This window comes from Pseudomonas sp. Marseille-Q0931, from assembly GCF_940789645.1.
Lineage (GTDB): Bacteria > Pseudomonadota > Gammaproteobacteria > Pseudomonadales > Pseudomonadaceae > Aquipseudomonas.
In genome coordinates this window covers 233,595-249,010 of the sequence record NZ_CALNWT010000009.1, presented here as the reverse complement: position 1 = coordinate 249,010, position 15,416 = coordinate 233,595, and the positions used below count along the sequence as shown (strand labels likewise).

Genomic DNA, 15,416 nt, shown 5'->3' with positions numbered 1-15,416 from the left:
CATCTGTCGCATCGGGCTCGGTCGGGGTCTCGGGGCGGCGAGCATAACAACAGCAAGCTTAAAAATGCCTGAACGGTCCCGCGCCAGACCTGACCCCGTGCGGTCCGTTGCTATCGCCCCGGCCAAGGCTGCTGTGTGTCCGGCCTTCGCCCTGAACGGACGCGCTGGTTACCGCTTGCCAGACGCCGCTGGGCGCGGCCTTGCGAGCCGGCTATAATCAGCCCCTTTTTCCAACTGCCAGACCTCCGCCGCCATGACCGAGTCCGTGCACGCATACATGACCCGCCTGGGCCAGGCCGCCCGCCAGGCTTCGCGGGTGCTCGCCCGCGCCAGCACCGCGCAGAAGAATCGCGCGCTGCACGCTGCCGCCAATGCCCTCGACGCCGCTCGCGCCGAGCTGACTGCCGCCAATGAACTGGACCTGGCCGCTGCTCGAGCCAGCGGCCTGGAGCCGGCCATGGTCGACCGCCTGGCGCTGACGCCGAAGGTCATCGACAGCATGATCGAAGGGTTGCGCCAGGTCGCGACCCTGCCCGATCCGATCGGCGAGATTCAGGGCATGCGCTACCTGCCGTCCGGCATCCAGGTCGGCAAGATGCGTGTGCCGCTGGGGGTGATCGGCATCATCTACGAGTCGCGTCCGAACGTGACCATCGATGCCGCCAGCCTGTGCCTGAAGTCCGGCAACGCCACCATCCTGCGTGGCGGCTCCGAGGCCATTCACTCCAACCAGGCGATTGCCCGCTGCATCCAGCAGGGCCTGGCGAAGGCCGACCTGCCGGCAGCTGCCGTGCAGGTGGTGGAAACCATCGACCGCGCTGCCGTCGGTGAGCTGATCACCATGCCGGAGTACGTCGACGTGATCGTCCCGCGCGGCGGCAAGGGCCTGATCGAACGCATCAGTCGCGATGCCAAGGTGCCTGTGATCAAGCATCTGGACGGCGTCTGCCACGTCTATGTCGACGTCGCCGCCGACCTCGACAAGGCCATCCGCGTCTGTGACAACGCCAAGACCCAGCGCTACTCGCCGTGCAATGCAATGGAAACCCTGCTGGTGCATCAGGCTGTCGCTGCACGCGTGCTGCCGCCGCTGGCCGCCATCTACCGTGACAAGGGCGTTGAACTGCGTGGCGATGCCGCCACCTGCGAGCTGCTCGGCGGCGATGTGCTGGAAGCGAGCGAGGACGACTGGTTCGCCGAGTACAACGCGCCGATCCTGGCGATTCGCATTGTCGACTCGCTGGATGCGGCCATCGAGCACATCAATCATTACGGCTCGCAGCACACCGACTCGATCATCACCGAGAACTTCAGCGATGCGCGGCGTTTCCTCACCGAGGTGGATTCTTCCTCGGTGATGGTCAACGCCTCGACCCGCTTCGCCGATGGTTTCGAGTACGGCCTGGGGGCGGAGATCGGCATTTCCACCGACAAGCTGCACGCACGTGGCCCGGTCGGCCTGGAAGGCCTGACCAGCGAGAAATACGTGGTCTTCGGCGACGGACACATTCGTACATAAATGAAACGGATCGGCGCCCGACGCATCGGCCTGCTCGGCGGTACCTTCAACCCGGTACACATCGGGCATCTGCGTGCCGCGCTGGAGGTGGCCGAATTCATGGCGCTGGACGAGCTGCGGCTGATCCCCAGCGCCAGACCGCCGCATCGCGACACGCCGCAGGCGACGGCGGAACAGCGTCTGGCCATGGTCGAACTGGCGGTGTCAGGCGAGACGCGGCTGACGGTCGATGACCGCGAGCTGCGCCGCGACAAACCGTCGTACACCCTGGACACGCTGGAGTCGGTGCGTGCCGAGCTGGCAGCGGACGATCAGCTGTTCCTGCTGCTGGGCTGGGATGCCTTCTGCGGTTTGCCGAGCTGGCATCGTTGGCAGGAGCTGCTCGAGCACTGTCACCTGCTGGTGTTGCAACGGCCGGATGCCGACAGTGAAGCGCCGGAGGCGCTGCGCGATCTGCTGGCCGCGCGCAGTGTCAGCGACCCGTTGAGCCTGGTGGGTGCAGGCGGGCAAATCAGTTTCATCTGGCAGACTCCGTTGGCGATTTCCGCCACGCAGATTCGCCACTTGTTGGCAACTGGCCGCTCGGCGCGTTATCTGCTGCCGGATGCGGTACTGGCCTATATCCAGGCGCACGATCTGTACCGTGCGCCCAATGCTTGAAACGCCATGCATGTGCGCTGGCGTCCATTACACGAGGCAAATGAGTTTTTATGAGTAAGCAGAACATGCCCAGCGACGAGCTGGTCAAGATCGCCGTGGCGGCGCTGGAAGAGATCAAGGCGACCGACATCACCGTGATCGACGTCAAGGACAAGACCAGCATCACCGATTTCATGGTGATCGCCAGCGGTAGCTCCAGCCGTCAGGTCAAGTCACTGGTGGAAAACGTACTGGAAAAGGTCAAGGAACAGGGTGTACGCCCGATCGGTAGCGAAGGTCTGGACAGCGGCGAATGGGCGCTGCTCGACCTCGGGGACATCGTCGTGCACGTGATGCTGCCGACCGCGCGCCAGTTCTACGACCTCGAGCGCCTGTGGCAGGGCGCCGAGCAGAGCCGCGCCCAGCACAGCGCAGAGTAAGCGCAAGCCGTGCGGATCAAACTGATCGCCGTCGGTTCGCGCATGCCGCGTTGGGTCGAGGAGGGCTGGCAGGAGTACGTCAAGCGCCTGCCTGCCGAGTTGCCGCTGGAACTGGTGGAAATTCCCCTCAACACCCGTGGCAAGAACGCCGACGTCGCCCGCCTGATCCGTCAGGAGGGCGAGGCCATGCTGAGCAAGGTGCAACCCGGCGAACGTATCGTCACGCTGGAGGTCCATGGCAAGCCATGGAGCACCGAGCAACTGGCGGCGGAGCTGGACCGCTGGCGTCTCGATGCACGCAACGTCAACCTCATGGTCGGCGGCCCGGAAGGGCTGGCGCCTGAGGTTTGCGCGCGCAGCGAGCAGCGCTGGTCGCTGTCGCCGCTGACCCTGCCGCATCCGCTGGTGCGCATCCTGCTTGGCGAGCAGATCTACCGAGCCTGGACCGTATTGTCCGGCCACCCGTACCACAAGTGATCAAGTAGTCATGCCGCAGCCGATTCGCCTCAAGGATCACGAAAAGGACGCTCGCCTGGTCAAGCGCCGCGTGCTCGTCGGCGGCGTGGTGATCATCCTGCTGACCTGCGTACTGATCATGCGCATGTACTACCTGCAGGTGATCCAGTACGAGCATCACAGCACGCTGGCAGAAAACAACCGCATCCACGTGCAGCCTCTGCCGCCAACCCGTGGGCTGATCTACGATCGCAACGGCGTGATCATCGCCGACAACCGTCCCAGCTTCAGCCTGACCGTGACCCGTGAGCGTGCCGGTGACTGGCTCAGCGTGCTCGACACCGTGGTCGAGGTGCTGGAGCTTAGCGAGGATGAGCGTGCGCTGTTCGAACGCCGCGTGCGCCAGGGGCGGCGCCCGTTCGAGCCGGTACCGATCCTGTTCGAGCTGAGCGAGGAGCAGATCGCCCGCATCGCGGTCAACCAGTTCCGTCTGCCGGGCGTCGAGGTGGCTGCGCAGCTGGTGCGGCATTACCCGCAGCAGGAGCATTTCGCTCATTCGGTCGGCTATGTTGGGCGTATCAACGAGCAGGAGCTCAAGCGCCTCGACCCGACCGACTATGCCGGTACGCACCATATCGGCAAGACCGGTATCGAGCGCTTCTACGAGGACGAACTGCACGGCGAGGTCGGCTATGAAGAGGTCGAGACCAACGCCCGTGGCCGCGTATTGCGCGTACTCAACCGCGTCGATCCGAAACCGGGCAAGGACATCGTCCTCAGCCTCGACGTGAACCTGCAGGAAGCCGCGGAAAAAGCCCTGGGTGGTCGTCGTGGCGCGGTGGTGGCTATCGACCCGAACAATGGCGAAGTGCTGGCGATGGTCAGCCAGCCCAGCTTCGATCCCAACCCCTTCGTCACCGGCATCAGCTTCAAGGCCTATGGCGAGTTGCGCGACTCCATCGATCAGCCGCTGTACAACCGGGTACTGCGCGGCCTTTACCCGCCTGGCTCGACCATCAAGCCGATGGTGGCCGTGGCTGGCCTCGATGCCGGGGTGGTCACGCCCACCTCGCGGGTGTTCGACCCTGGCTTCTATCAGTTGCCCAACCACAGCCACAAATACCGCAACTGGAACCGTAGCGGTGACGGCTGGGTCGACCTCAACCTGGCCATCGCCCGTTCCAACGACACCTATTTCTACGATCTGGCGCACAAGATGGGCGTCGATCGCATGCACGACTACATGAGCCGCTTCGGCCTCGGCCAGCGCGTGGCGCTGGACATGTTCGAGGAAACCGCCGGCCTGATGCCGTCGCGCGACTGGAAACGGGCACGCTATCGCCAGCCCTGGTATCCCGGCGAGACGCTGATTCTCGGTATCGGCCAGGGCTACATGCAGACCACGCCGCTGCAACTGGCGCAGGCCACCGCATTGATGGCCACGCGTGGCAAGTGGATTCGCCCGCACCTGGCCAAGAGCGTCGATGGTCGTCTGCCCGTGGACCCCAATCCGATGCCCGACATCGTCCTGCGTGACCCGAAGTTCTGGGATTACGGCATCCATGGCATGGAAGAGGTGTTGCATGGCCCACGCGGAACCGCGCGCAAGGTCGGCGACAGTTCGGTCTATCGCATCGCCGGCAAGAGCGGCACGGCGCAGGTGGTGGCGATCAAGCAGGGTGAGAAGTACGACCGCAACAAGGTGCAGGAGCGCCACCGCGACCACGCGCTGTTCATCGGTTTTGCGCCTGCGAACAACCCGCAGATCGCCGTCGCGGTGATGGTGGAGAACGGGGAATCCGGCTCAGGTGTTGCCGCGCCCGTGGTCAAGCAGGTCATGGACGCCTGGCTGCTGGACAAGGAAACCGGTCAGCTCAAGGCCGAGTTCGCGATGCCCAAGCCTGCCGAGGTCAGTCAACGATGATGAGCAATTTTGACCGTACCCTGTCCGACGAGGACGTACTGCGTCGTCGCGCCAGCCTGTTGCAGCGCATGCATATCGATGGCTGGCTGCTGTTACTGCTGCTGATTCTCGGCACTGGCAGCCTGTTCATCCTTTATTCGGCCAGTGGCAAGAACATCGACCTGTTGCTCAAGCAGGCGTCCTCGTTCGGCATCGGCATGCTCGCGGTGGTGGTGATCGCCCAGTTCGACCCGCGCTTCATGGCGCGCTGGGTACCTCTTGCCTACGTGATAGGCGTCGCGCTGCTGATGGTGGTGGAGGTCATGGGCCATACCGCGATGGGCGCCACACGCTGGATCAATATCCCCGGGGTGATCCGCTTCCAGCCGTCGGAGCTGATGAAAATCATCATGCCGATGACCATCGCCTGGTACCTGTCGCGGCACAACCTGCCGCCGCGCTTCAAGCACATCGTCATCAGCCTGGCGATGATCGGTGTGCCTTTCGTACTGATCGTCAAGCAGCCGGACCTGGGCACCTCGTTGCTGATCCTCGCCTCGGGCGCATTCGTGGTGTTCATGGCCGGCCTGCAATGGCGCTGGATCATCGGCGCCGCCGCTGCCGTGGTGCCGGTCGCGGTGGGCATGTGGTACTTCGTCATGCATGACTACCAGAAACGCCGCGTGCTGACCTTCCTCAATCCCGAGAGCGATCCGCTGGGGTCGGGCTGGAACATCATCCAGTCCAAGGCGGCGATCGGTTCCGGCGGCGTGCTGGGCAAGGGCTGGCTACTGGGTACTCAGTCGCACCTGGATTTTTTGCCGGAAAGCCATACGGACTTTATCATTGCCGTGCTCGCGGAGGAGTTCGGCCTGGTTGGCGTCTGTCTGTTGTTGCTGCTCTATCTGCTGCTGCTGGCGCGCGGCCTGGTGATCACCGCCCAGGCGCAGACGCTGTTCGGCAAGCTGCTGGCCGGGGCGCTGACCATGACCTTCTTCGTCTACGTATTCGTCAACATCGGCATGGTCAGCGGGCTGCTGCCGGTGGTTGGGGTGCCGCTGCCCTTCATTAGTTATGGCGGAACCCATCTGGTCACGCTGTTGTCAGGCTTCGGGATATTGATGGCGATCCACACCCACAGAAAGTGGATCGCCCAGGTTTGATTTGGGGGTTTTGAGTTAATGCATTCTCTGCGCAGTTGGGCTGCTCGTACGTTCATCGGAGTCGGCATCGCCGGCATGCTCGGCACCGGCGCCCAGGCGTTGGCGGCGGATTACCAGGACTCGCCGCAGGTGACCGAGTTCGTCGAGGAAATGACCCGTGACTACGGTTTCGCCAGCGAGCAACTGTATGCCCTGTTCGCCGATGTCGAGCGCAAGCAGGCGATTCTCGACGCTATCTCGCGTCCGGCTGAGAAGGTCAAACCCTGGAAGGAATACCGGCCTATCTTCATCACCGACAAGCGTATCGCCCAGGGTGTTGAGTTCTGGAGCAAGAACCAGGCTGCTCTAGAGAAAGCCGAGGCCGAGTACGGCGTACCGCCGCAATTCATCGTCGCCATCATTGGCGTGGAAACCTTCTACGGTGGCAACACCGGCAGCTGGCGGGTCATGGACGCATTGTCGACCCTGGCCTTCGATTATCCGCCGCGCGCGCCGTTCTTCCGCAAGGAGCTGCGCGAGTTCCTCATGCTGACTCGTGAGGAACAGGTCGATCCGCTTTCGCTCAAGGGCTCCTATGCCGGTGCCATGGGGTTGCCGCAGTTCATGCCGAGCAGCTTCCGCGCCTACGCCGTGGACTTCGACGGCGACGGCCACATCAACATCTGGAGCAATCCGACCGATGCCATCGGTAGTGTTGCCAGCTATTTCAAACGTCACGGCTGGCAGGCCGGTGGCCAGGTGGCCAGCCGCGTCGAGGTCAGCGGAGCTCGTGTCGACGAAGGCCTGACCCAGGGCCTGGACCCGGTGAAGAACGTCGCCGAGCTGCGCGAGCTGGGCTGGAAAAGCCAGGACGAGCTGGCCGAAGACGTTCCGGTGACGGCGTTTCGTCTGGAGGGTGCCGAAGGCGACGAATACTGGTTCGGTTTGCCCAACTTCTACACCATCACCCGCTACAATCGCAGCGTGATGTATGCCATGGCGGTCAATCAACTGGCCGAGCTACTGGTCGAAGCACGGGGTAATCGATGAGTGCGTCCAAACTGCTGCCGCTGGCAGCCTGCGTAACGGCAGCGCTGTTGCTGGCGAGCTGCTCCTCCAATCGGGCACCGCAGTCTGCGGTGACGCCTGGTCAGTCGGCCGGTATCTCCGGCCCGGATGATTTCAACCGCCCGCATCGCGATGGCGCGCCCTGGTGGGACGTTGACGTCTCGAAGATTCAGGACGCCATTCCCATGCCGCATTACGGGCCGGTCAAGGCCAGCCCCTATGTGGTGTTCGGTAAGCAGTACTACCCGATTCAGGATGCCCGTCGCTATCAGGCGGTCGGTCCTGCCTCCTGGTATGGCACCAAGTTCCACGGCCAGGCCACGGCCAACGGCGAGACCTACGACCTGTACGGCATGACCGCGGCACACAAGACTCTGCCGCTGCCCAGCTACGTGCGCGTCACCAACCTGGAGAACGGCAAGGTCGTGATCCTGCGGGTCAACGACCGAGGTCCGTTCTACTCCGACCGCATCATCGACCTGTCCTTCGCTGCGGCGAAGAAACTCGGCTATGCCGAGAAGGGCACTGCACGGGTCAAGGTCGAGGGTATCGATCCGCACGAGTGGTGGGCGCAACAGGGCCGTCCGGTGCCGCTGGTGCTGGCCAACAATCAGCCGGCCAAGGCTGCCGTTGCCAAGCCCGTCGCACAGCCTGTACCGCAGGTCGTCGAGCAGTACGCGCCGCCGCCTACACAGCACGCCGCTGCGGTGGTGCCGGTGCAGATCGACGCAAAAAAAAACGATTCACTCGCAGCCTCTGGCCTGTATCTCCAGGTGGGAGCCTTCGCCAATCCGGACGCTGCGGAGCTGCTCAAGTCCAAGCTGACCCAGACCAGCAGTGTGCCGGTGTTCATCAGCTCAGTGGTACGCGACCAGCAGATTCTGCATCGGGTCCGAATGGGGCCGATCAGCAATCAGGGCGAGGCTGAGCAGCTACAGAGCAGCGTGCGCCTGGCCAACCTTGGCCAGCCCACGCTGGTCCGCGCCGACTGATGGCAACTTAACCGGCTTTTGCCGGACTAATCCGAGGCTTGCCTGCTGGCGAGTCGAAAGATGGCCCCTTGGGGCCGTACAACCCATGCAACGATTTTCGAGAGACGGATGAACATCACCAGCTTCGTGCAACGTGCTTCACTGGTTCTTACCCTTCTGGCCGCGCCACTCGCCATGGCCAACCAGCAGGTGGTGCCTGCGGCGCCGCAACTGGCCGCCAAATCCTATGTGCTGATGGACGCCGCCAGCGGCAACGTCCTGGTCGAGAACAACGCTGACCAGCGCCTGCCGCCGGCCAGTCTGACCAAGCTGATGACCGCCTACATCGCCACCCTGGAAATCCGCAACGGCAAGATCGGCGAGCAGGATCTGGTGACCATCAGCGAGCACGCGTGGCGCACCGGCGGTGCGGCTTCCGGTGGCTCGACCATGTTCCTGCCGCTGAACAGCCAGGCCACGGTCGACGACCTGCTGCACGGCATCATCATCCAGTCCGGCAACGACGCCAGCATCGCCATCGCCGAATACATCGCCGGCAGCGAAGATGCCTTCGCCGACATGATGAATGCCACTGCCGAGCGCCTGGGCATGAAGAACAGCCACTTCATGAACGCCACCGGCTTGCCGCATCCTGAGCACTACTCCAGCGCCCATGACATGGCAATTCTGGCCCGCGCGATCATCAACGAGGACGCCGAGCACTATGCGATCTACTCGCAGAAGGAGTTCCTCTGGAACAACATCAAGCAGCCCAACCGCAACCTGCTGCTGTGGCGTGACCGTACCGTCGACGGCCTGAAGACCGGCCACACCTCCGAGGCCGGCTACTGCCTGGTGGCGTCGGCCGTGCGCGATGGTGCGCGCATGATCACCTCGGTATTCGGTACCGACAGCGAGCAGGCCCGTGCAGCGGAAACCCAGAAGCTGCTGACCTACGGTTTCCGCTTCTTCGAAAGCCGCACCTTCTATCAGAAAGGTACCGAGCTGGCCCAGGCCACCGTGTGGAAAGGCGCCACGAATCAGGTCAAGGCCGGCCTGGCCGAAGACCTGACCATGACCATGCCCAAGGGCCAACTGGAAAAATTGCAGGCGAGCATGACGCTCAATCCGCAACTTATAGCACCGATCCAGCAGGGTGACGTGATCGGCAAGGTCGAAGTCAAACTGGGTGACGAAGTGGTGCGCAGCACCGATCTGGTGGCGCTGCAGTCGGTAGAAGAGGGCGGCCTGCTGCGTCGTCTGTGGGACAGCATCCGCCTGTTCTTCTTCGGTCTGTTCAACTGACCGGAGACGCCAGCAGCGACCGACATTGTCGCTGAGCATTGAAAACGGCGGAGCAGGGCCCATTTACGTATTGTAAAGGGTGCTGCTCCGCCGTTTCATTTAGCCACCTTGTATTGACCGCCTCGTCGAGGCGCCTGACTTATCCAGTCCGCTCCAATTCGTGGCGGACCTTTCTGGACGGGCCATGAGCCCGGTGATGACATGACCGATACCGACGTTCAGCCACCCAAAATCGAGTTCCCCTGCGAGCGTTACCCGATCAAGGTAATAGGCACTGCCGGCGATGGTTTCTCTGACCTGGTGATCGAAGTGATCCAGCGTCACGCCCCGGACCTGGACGCCTCGACCCTGGTGATGCGGGATAGCCGCAATGGCAACTTCCTCTCCGTTCAGGTGCTAATCACCGCGACCAGCGTCGAGCAACTGCAGGCGATTCACGTCGACCTGCGGGCGACCGGTCGCGTGCACATGGTGCTGTGATCCTCATGCCCGAGCTAGTCGTTCGTCACCTCGGGTTGGTCGACTACCAGCCCACGCTGGAGGCCATGCGCCGTCTTACCACCGAACGCGACGCGCAGACCCCGGATGAAATCTGGTTACTGCAGCATCCCAAGGTGTTCACCCAGGGCCAGGCTGGGAAGGCGGAGCACCTGCTGGCGCCCGGTGATATCCCGGTGATTCAGGTCGAGCGTGGCGGCCAGGTAACCTATCACGGCCCGGGCCAACTGGTGGCCTATCTAATGCTCGATCTGCGTCGCCTCGATCTCGGCGTGCGTGAGCTGGTCACGGCCATGGAGCAAAGCCTGGTCGATCTGCTGGCTGGCTATGGCATCGAGGCGGCGCCCAAGGCGGATGCGCCAGGTGTATATGTGGCAGGCGACAAGATCGCATCCCTGGGCCTGCGAGTCAGCCGTGGCTGCTCGTTCCACGGCCTGGCGCTGAACGTCGATATGGACATGACGCCCTTCCAGCGCATCAACCCCTGTGGCTATGCCGGGCTGAAGATGGTGCAGATGCGTGATTTGTTGCAAGCGCCGCCTGCGCTCGACGAGGTGGCGCAACGGCTGGAGAAGACGCTGCGCGACAGGTTGGGATATCGCTAAGCAGTAGAAACACAAAGGGGCGCCATGGGCGCCCCTTGCGTTTATCCCGCGAGAGCTGTCATCTCGTAGGGCGTACTCAGGAGCGAAGCGAACAGTCCGCCAGGGTCTGGCAGCACGACGATCACCTGAAGCTCCAATGGCGTACTGCTTCCGAGCGGCCGACGTCCCGGTACGCCCTACGGCCCTGTCAGCAACGAAAAGGGACGCCGAGGCGTCCCTTTCGTCTGTCGTGAAGAGGTCAGTTCAGATTCAGCGCCGGAATGAGGCTGGCGTTGACTTCCTGGCCCGGCACTGGAACCGGTGCAGCGAGGCCCAGGTTGTTCTTCTCGAACACGCGGTCAGCGCGGTAGCTGGAGCGCACCAGCGGGCCGGCGGCGACTTCCATGAAGCCTTTCTCCAGGCCGATGTCACGGAAGCGATTGAACTCTTCAGGGCTGACCCAGCGCTGCACCTTGAGGTGGTTGCGCGTCGGCTGCAGGTACTGGCCGAGGGTGAGGATGTCCACGCCGATGGCGCGCAGGTCATCCATGGTCTCGATGATCTCTTCGTCGGTTTCGCCCAGGCCCAGCATCAGGCTGGTCTTGGTCAGCACGTCGGGGCGGTGCTTCTTGGCGTGCTCGAGCACCTTGAGGGTTTTCTCGTAGCCGGCACGAGGGTCGCGGACCACGTGAGTGAGGCGTTTGACCGTCTCGACGTTCTGCGCGAAGACTTCCAGGCCGGAGTCGACCACGCGTTCGATGGCCTGGTGATCGCCATCGAAATCCGGGGTCAGGGCCTCGACCACCACCTGCGGGGTGTTTTCCTTGATCGCTCGCACGCAGGCTGCATAGTGGCCGGCGCCGCCGTCTTCGAGGTCGTCACGATCCACTGAGGTCAGCACGATATAACGCAGGGCCATCAGCTCCACCGACTTGGCGGTGTTCTGCGGCTCTTCCAGATCCAGCCAGCCATTGGGGTTGCCGGTGTCCACGGCGCAGAAGCGGCAGGCGCGGGTGCACACCGAGCCCATGAGCATGATGGTAGCGGTGCCGTTGGACCAGCACTCACCCATGTTCGGGCAGTGCGACTCCTGGCAAACGGTGCTCAGGCGATGTTCGCCGACGTTGCGCTTGACCGCCTCGAAACGGCTACCGCCAGGAGCCTTGACCCGCAGCCACTTGGGCTTGGGTTCAAAAACCTGGGGTTCTGCCGCAGCACGGCGCTTCTGACCATCCTTGATCGCGGTGATGCCTTGGGCGGTGCGGAATTTTTCGCCACTGGCGACGGATTTGGGCGAGGAGGTGTCGGACATCGGAAATCTGGGCTCCGGTAGAGGCTCCGTGGGCAGGTGGCTTTTGGCCGCCCGCCAGTCTACCACAGAAGGTGTATGCAGACGCTGAGGCCGTCTGTCGACAAACGCGGCGGGTGTCAGCCCCGCATGGCCTCAGCGAGCGCGCAGCTGTTGCAGGAGTTCGCCGTTCGGATAACCGTCGGCCGGCCAGTTCAATTGCAGCTGCAGGGCGCGGATGGCCTTGCGCGTATTGGCGCCGATGATGCCGTCCGCCGGGCCGGGATCGAATCCTGCCTTGGTCAGCAGTTCCTGCAATTCGACGCGTTCGCTACGACCCAGCTGGCGTTCGCCGCGCGGCCACTGCCCTTTGACTTCGCTTGGACGCAGCAGGTTGTCGGCAAGCAGGCCGATGGCCAGCGCGTAGGACGTGGAGTTGTTGTACTTGAGGATGCTGCGGAAGTTATCCAGCAAGAGGAAGGCCGGGCCTTTGTGGCCGGCAGGCAGCTGCAGGCTGGCGCGGGCACTGGCGGCTGCGCCGGTCGGCGCCATCGGGCGTACGCCGAGCTCCGCCCATTCTGCCAGCGTGCGGCGCTGATCGGGGTCGGCCAGGGCGTAGTCGAAGCCATTGGGCAGATTCACCTCGAAGCCCCAAGGCTGGCCGCGCTGCCAGCCGGAGGCCTGCAGGTAGTGCGCGGCCGAGGCCAGTGCATCGGTCGAGGAGCCCCACAGGTCACGTTTGCCGTCACCGTCGAAGTCCACTGCATGCTGGTTGTAGGTGGTTGGCATGAACTGGGTCTGGCCCATGGCGCCGGCCCAGGAGCCGATCATGCGCTCGCTGGACACGTCGCCGTTCTGCAGTATCTGCAGCGCGGCCAGCAACTGCACACGCCAGAAGCCCTGGCGGCGACCGTCGTAGGCCAGGGTGGCGAGAGAGCGAATCACGCTGTGGCTGCCGATGTTGTTGCCGAAATTGCTTTCCAGGCCCCAGATGGCCACCAGGATCGGGGCTTCGACACCGTATTGCTGCTCGATGCGTTCCAGCACCAGGCTGTGCTGCGCCAGCAACACACGGCCGCGACCAATACGGCTGGAGGATACGGCGCCGTCGAGATATTCCCAGACCGGGCGGGTGAACTCGGGCTGGCTGCTGTCGGCCTTGAGCACAGCCGGGTCGGGCGTGACGCCGGCGAGTACACGATCGAACAGCGCCGCGTCGATGCCTGCGGCAATCGCTTCGCCGCGCAGTGCCTGACGCCAGTCGGCGAAACTGGTCAGCGGTTCTTCGGTTGTGGTCTGGGCCGCAGCCGGGGACGTTGCTGCGGGCAGGTTCTCCGCCGGGGCCTGGGCGCAGGCCGCCAGCAGCAGGAGAGGAAGCAGGGCCAGGGCGCGACGCGGAAGCTGGTGTGGCATGTCTATCTCAAGGCGTTTAAGCAGGCTGCTACCTTAGCATGCTCGCACTGAATTCTGGGCTACCAGCGTAGCGAAGAACCCCATAAAGCAAGAAGCCTCCCAATTGTGGGAGGCTTCACGGCGATAGCTGCCTTTGCCTTTCTGTGGTCGTTCCTGGCGGGAACGAAACAGGGGCTGGGCGACGATGGATTTGGCCTTGTTCGGCCGTTTGCCGGTTTTCTTGCTCATGGCGTTTCCTCGTGCAGATGTGCCTGCGCCAATGCAGACGGCGCGGACTATGCGCCGCTGTACAGAAAATGTCCAGATGGAAGTGTGGGAGCGGCCTTGGCCGCGAGTTCCTTGCTCGAAAACACTCGCGGACAAGTCCGCTCCCACGGTTACAGGCGCAGCTCGTAGGCTGGGCTTTAGCCTACCAACGGCGGTAGGCTGAAGCGGATCGCCACCCGGCCCACCCTACAAGGAAGTAGGCAGCAACAATTACAGGCGCAGGCGCTGTCCGGCCAGTTGCAGGGTCAGCATGGCCAGGTCGCTCCAGGGATCGCCGGGCGCCTGGCCCTTGATCTGTGCGTCGATCAACTGTGCCTGCTGCAACAGCTGGCCCCAGCGCTTGCTGCTATGGCGCTGCAGGGCCTTGGAGACCAGCGGCCGGCGTTTGTCCCAGACCGGCGGGCGGGCGCTAGCAAAGGCCTTCTCCAAGGGGATGCCCTGGCTTTGCTGATGGGCGATGCCGGCCAGCAGGCGAATTTCGCGAGCCAGCGCCCAGAGGATCACCGGAGTTTCCACGCCTTCGCCGCGCAGGCCTTCGAGCACGCGTAGCGCGTGTGCGGCATCGCCGCCGAGTGCGCAGTCGATCAGACCGAACACGTCGAAGCGGGCGCTGTCAGCCACGGCAGCCTGGACGGTCTCGGCGTCGACCTGGTTGCCGTCGGCAAGCAGCTTGAGTTTTTCCACTTCCTGGGCGGCGGCCAACAGGTTGCCTTCAACCCGCGCAGCGATCATTTCCACCGCATCGGCGCTTGCACTGAGGCCGGCCTGCGCCAGGCGCTGGCGAATCCACTGCGGCAACTGGTTGGCGTCCACCGGCCAGATCTGGATGAACTGGCTCGCCTGGCCGTCGATCAGTGCCTTGGCCCACTTGGATTTCTGCGTGCTGCCGTCGAGCTTGGGCAGGCTCAGCAGCAGGACGGTGTCTTCCGGCGGGCGGGCCAGGTATTCCAGCAGCGCCGCGGCACCTTTGTCTCCCGGCTTGCCGGACGGCAGGCGCAGCTCCAGCAGGCGTTTATCGGCGAACAGCGAGAGGCTGGCGCCGGCCTGCAGCAGGTTGCCCCAGTCGAAGTTGGCCTCGGCATTGAACACCTGGCGCTCGCCGAACCCCTGCTGGCGGCAGGCGTTGCGGATGGCGTCAGCGGTTTCCTGGCAGAGCAGCGGTTCGTCACCGCTGATCGCATAGACAGGTGCGAGCGAGCCTTGCAGGTGTTTGCCGAGCTGGGCGGGGGCAAGCTTCATCGAGGTGATGTCATGAGGCGTGAGGGCGAGGGGCCGCAAGCGCGGCCCCGCTGCCTTACTGGATCGGCAGTTCGATCGGCGACTGCTGCGGGGCGACCTGGCTCTCGCGAGCGCGACGAGCTGCTTCCAGCGCTTCGGCTTCGGCCCTGGCGCGGGCTTCGGCAGTCTGCTGCAGCTGTTCGAGCTGGGCCGGGGTGATTTGCTGCAGGTTCTGCGTGAGCTGCTGGATCATCTCGCGACGCAGTTCGCTGCGCAGCTGGGCGGCCTCCTGGTCGGAGCCGGCCAGGTTGTTGTCGTCCTGCTGGTAGTAGTTCTGCACTTCCACCTTGTTGCCGGTCAGCAGCAGGTTCTGTGCGCCGCGGATCTCATACTCCAGACCCATGGTCAGTTCGTACTCGGCGGTACGTGCGCCGCTGCTGTAGCTGGCCGTGCGACGGTTCTCGGTTTCGCGGCTGATCACCAGCTTATAGGGGGCGCCGGCGTAAACGCGAACATCGTTGTTCTCCAGCACTTCACGCACCTGCTGCACGGTATCGCCGTAGGCGTCGCGTGCGCTGACGTCGAGTTCCTTGAGGGCGAACTGCACGTCGCCGGTGCCGCGCAGCTGGAAACCACAGGCGCTGAGCAGACCGGCCAGGCCGATGACCAGCAGATTCCGTTTCATCATTCTCATATCCCCTTGGC

Annotated in this window: 15 protein-coding genes and 1 pseudogene; 11 read left to right on the top strand and 5 right to left on the bottom strand. The window is 63.7% G+C overall.

Annotated elements, in window-relative coordinates:
- The first annotated feature begins 253 nt into the window (after positions 1–253).
- The 11 genes from P3C50_RS16115 (at position 254) to lipB (ending at position 10,546) form a co-directional block, all read left to right on the top strand.
- On the top strand, positions 254–1,519 hold the full coding sequence (locus P3C50_RS16115) for a glutamate-5-semialdehyde dehydrogenase (protein ID WP_275546782.1): 1,266 nt from the start codon (positions 254–256) through the stop codon (positions 1,517–1,519).
- The gene (nadD, locus tag P3C50_RS16110) at positions 1,520–2,179 is read left to right on the top strand and encodes a nicotinate-nucleotide adenylyltransferase (RefSeq protein ID WP_013717180.1); all 660 of its coding nucleotides are present in this window, start codon (positions 1,520–1,522) and stop codon (positions 2,177–2,179) included.
- A 65-nt stretch (positions 2,180–2,244) separates the two neighbouring features.
- Complete coding sequence (gene rsfS / locus P3C50_RS16105; protein WP_026042034.1) at positions 2,245–2,598, top strand: ribosome silencing factor; 354 nt, start codon at positions 2,245–2,247, stop codon at positions 2,596–2,598.
- A 9-nt stretch (positions 2,599–2,607) separates the two neighbouring features.
- Positions 2,608–3,075, top strand: a complete 468-nt coding sequence (gene rlmH, locus P3C50_RS16100) for a 23S rRNA (pseudouridine(1915)-N(3))-methyltransferase RlmH (protein WP_013717179.1) — start codon at positions 2,608–2,610, stop codon at positions 3,073–3,075.
- A gap of 10 nt (positions 3,076–3,085) precedes the next feature.
- Complete coding sequence (gene mrdA, locus P3C50_RS16095; protein ID WP_013717178.1) at positions 3,086–4,978, top strand: penicillin-binding protein 2; 1,893 nt, start codon at positions 3,086–3,088, stop codon at positions 4,976–4,978.
- A gap of 38 nt (positions 4,979–5,016) precedes the next feature.
- On the top strand, positions 5,017–6,120 hold the full coding sequence (gene rodA / locus P3C50_RS16090; RefSeq protein ID WP_174447369.1) for a rod shape-determining protein RodA: 1,104 nt from the start codon (positions 5,017–5,019) through the stop codon (positions 6,118–6,120).
- Between the two features lie 18 nt (positions 6,121–6,138).
- A complete protein-coding gene (mltB, locus tag P3C50_RS16085) occupies positions 6,139–7,149 on the top strand; it encodes a lytic murein transglycosylase B (RefSeq protein ID WP_041980589.1) in 1,011 nt (336 codons plus the stop codon).
- Positions 7,146–8,159, top strand: a complete 1,014-nt coding sequence (locus P3C50_RS16080) for a septal ring lytic transglycosylase RlpA family protein (RefSeq protein ID WP_275546781.1) — start codon at positions 7,146–7,148, stop codon at positions 8,157–8,159. Before mltB ends, P3C50_RS16080 begins: the two co-directional genes overlap by 4 nt.
- A 108-nt stretch (positions 8,160–8,267) precedes the next feature.
- Positions 8,268–9,443 carry a D-alanyl-D-alanine carboxypeptidase family protein gene (locus P3C50_RS16075; protein WP_013717174.1) on the top strand — a complete coding sequence of 392 codons (1,176 nt, stop codon included), beginning with the start codon at positions 8,268–8,270 and terminating at the stop codon, positions 9,441–9,443.
- A gap of 201 nt (positions 9,444–9,644) precedes the next feature.
- A complete protein-coding gene (locus tag P3C50_RS16070; RefSeq protein WP_013717173.1) occupies positions 9,645–9,923 on the top strand; it encodes a DUF493 domain-containing protein in 279 nt (92 codons plus the stop codon).
- 5 nt (positions 9,924–9,928) lie between these two features.
- The gene (lipB, locus tag P3C50_RS16065; RefSeq protein ID WP_026042033.1) at positions 9,929–10,546 is read left to right on the top strand and encodes a lipoyl(octanoyl) transferase LipB; all 618 of its coding nucleotides are present in this window, start codon (positions 9,929–9,931) and stop codon (positions 10,544–10,546) included.
- A gap of 238 nt (positions 10,547–10,784) precedes the next feature.
- Here lipB and lipA read toward each other — a convergent pair whose 3' ends face one another.
- The 5 genes and pseudogenes from lipA to lptE form a co-directional block, all read right to left on the bottom strand.
- Positions 10,785–11,837, bottom strand: a complete 1,053-nt coding sequence (lipA, locus tag P3C50_RS16060) for a lipoyl synthase (RefSeq protein ID WP_017361986.1) — start codon at positions 11,835–11,837, stop codon at positions 10,785–10,787.
- 132 nt (positions 11,838–11,969) lie between these two features.
- Positions 11,970–13,226 (bottom strand): lytic murein transglycosylase, encoded by a 1,257-nt coding sequence (locus P3C50_RS16055; protein WP_275546780.1) that lies wholly within the window; start codon positions 13,224–13,226, stop codon positions 11,970–11,972.
- 90 nt (positions 13,227–13,316) lie between these two features.
- A pseudogene (arfA, locus tag P3C50_RS16050) lies at positions 13,317–13,454 on the bottom strand (alternative ribosome rescue factor ArfA); the annotation flags it as partial.
- Between the two features lie 249 nt (positions 13,455–13,703).
- Positions 13,704–14,732 carry a DNA polymerase III subunit delta gene (holA, locus tag P3C50_RS16045; RefSeq protein WP_275546779.1) on the bottom strand — a complete coding sequence of 343 codons (1,029 nt, stop codon included), beginning with the start codon at positions 14,730–14,732 and terminating at the stop codon, positions 13,704–13,706.
- Between the two features lie 55 nt (positions 14,733–14,787).
- Positions 14,788–15,399 (bottom strand): LPS assembly lipoprotein LptE, encoded by a 612-nt coding sequence (gene lptE / locus P3C50_RS16040; RefSeq protein WP_275546778.1) that lies wholly within the window; start codon positions 15,397–15,399, stop codon positions 14,788–14,790.
- Between the last annotated feature and the right edge of the window lie 17 nt (positions 15,400–15,416).

Bases quoted from the DNA above. Each gene is read 5' to 3' on its own strand.
- P3C50_RS16115 (WP_275546782.1), top strand. From the start codon at position 254: ATGACCGAGTCCGTGCACGCATACATGACCCGCCTGGGCCAGGCCGCC.
- nadD (WP_013717180.1), top strand. From the start codon at position 1,520: ATGAAACGGATCGGCGCCCGACGCATCGGCCTGCTCGGCGGTACCTTC.
- rsfS (WP_026042034.1), top strand. From the start codon at position 2,245: ATGCCCAGCGACGAGCTGGTCAAGATCGCCGTGGCGGCGCTGGAAGAG.
- mrdA (WP_013717178.1), top strand. From the start codon at position 3,086: ATGCCGCAGCCGATTCGCCTCAAGGATCACGAAAAGGACGCTCGCCTG.
- mltB (WP_041980589.1), top strand. From the start codon at position 6,139: ATGCATTCTCTGCGCAGTTGGGCTGCTCGTACGTTCATCGGAGTCGGC.
- P3C50_RS16080 (WP_275546781.1), top strand. From the start codon at position 7,146: ATGAGTGCGTCCAAACTGCTGCCGCTGGCAGCCTGCGTAACGGCAGCG.
- P3C50_RS16075 (WP_013717174.1), top strand. From the start codon at position 8,268: ATGAACATCACCAGCTTCGTGCAACGTGCTTCACTGGTTCTTACCCTT.
- P3C50_RS16070 (WP_013717173.1), top strand. From the start codon at position 9,645: ATGACCGATACCGACGTTCAGCCACCCAAAATCGAGTTCCCCTGCGAG.
- lipB (WP_026042033.1), top strand. From the start codon at position 9,929: ATGCCCGAGCTAGTCGTTCGTCACCTCGGGTTGGTCGACTACCAGCCC.
- lipA (WP_017361986.1), bottom strand. From the start codon at position 11,837: ATGTCCGACACCTCCTCGCCCAAATCCGTCGCCAGTGGCGAAAAATTC.
- P3C50_RS16055 (WP_275546780.1), bottom strand. From the start codon at position 13,226: ATGCCACACCAGCTTCCGCGTCGCGCCCTGGCCCTGCTTCCTCTCCTG.
- holA (WP_275546779.1), bottom strand. From the start codon at position 14,732: ATGAAGCTTGCCCCCGCCCAGCTCGGCAAACACCTGCAAGGCTCGCTC.
- lptE (WP_275546778.1), bottom strand. From the start codon at position 15,399: ATGATGAAACGGAATCTGCTGGTCATCGGCCTGGCCGGTCTGCTCAGC.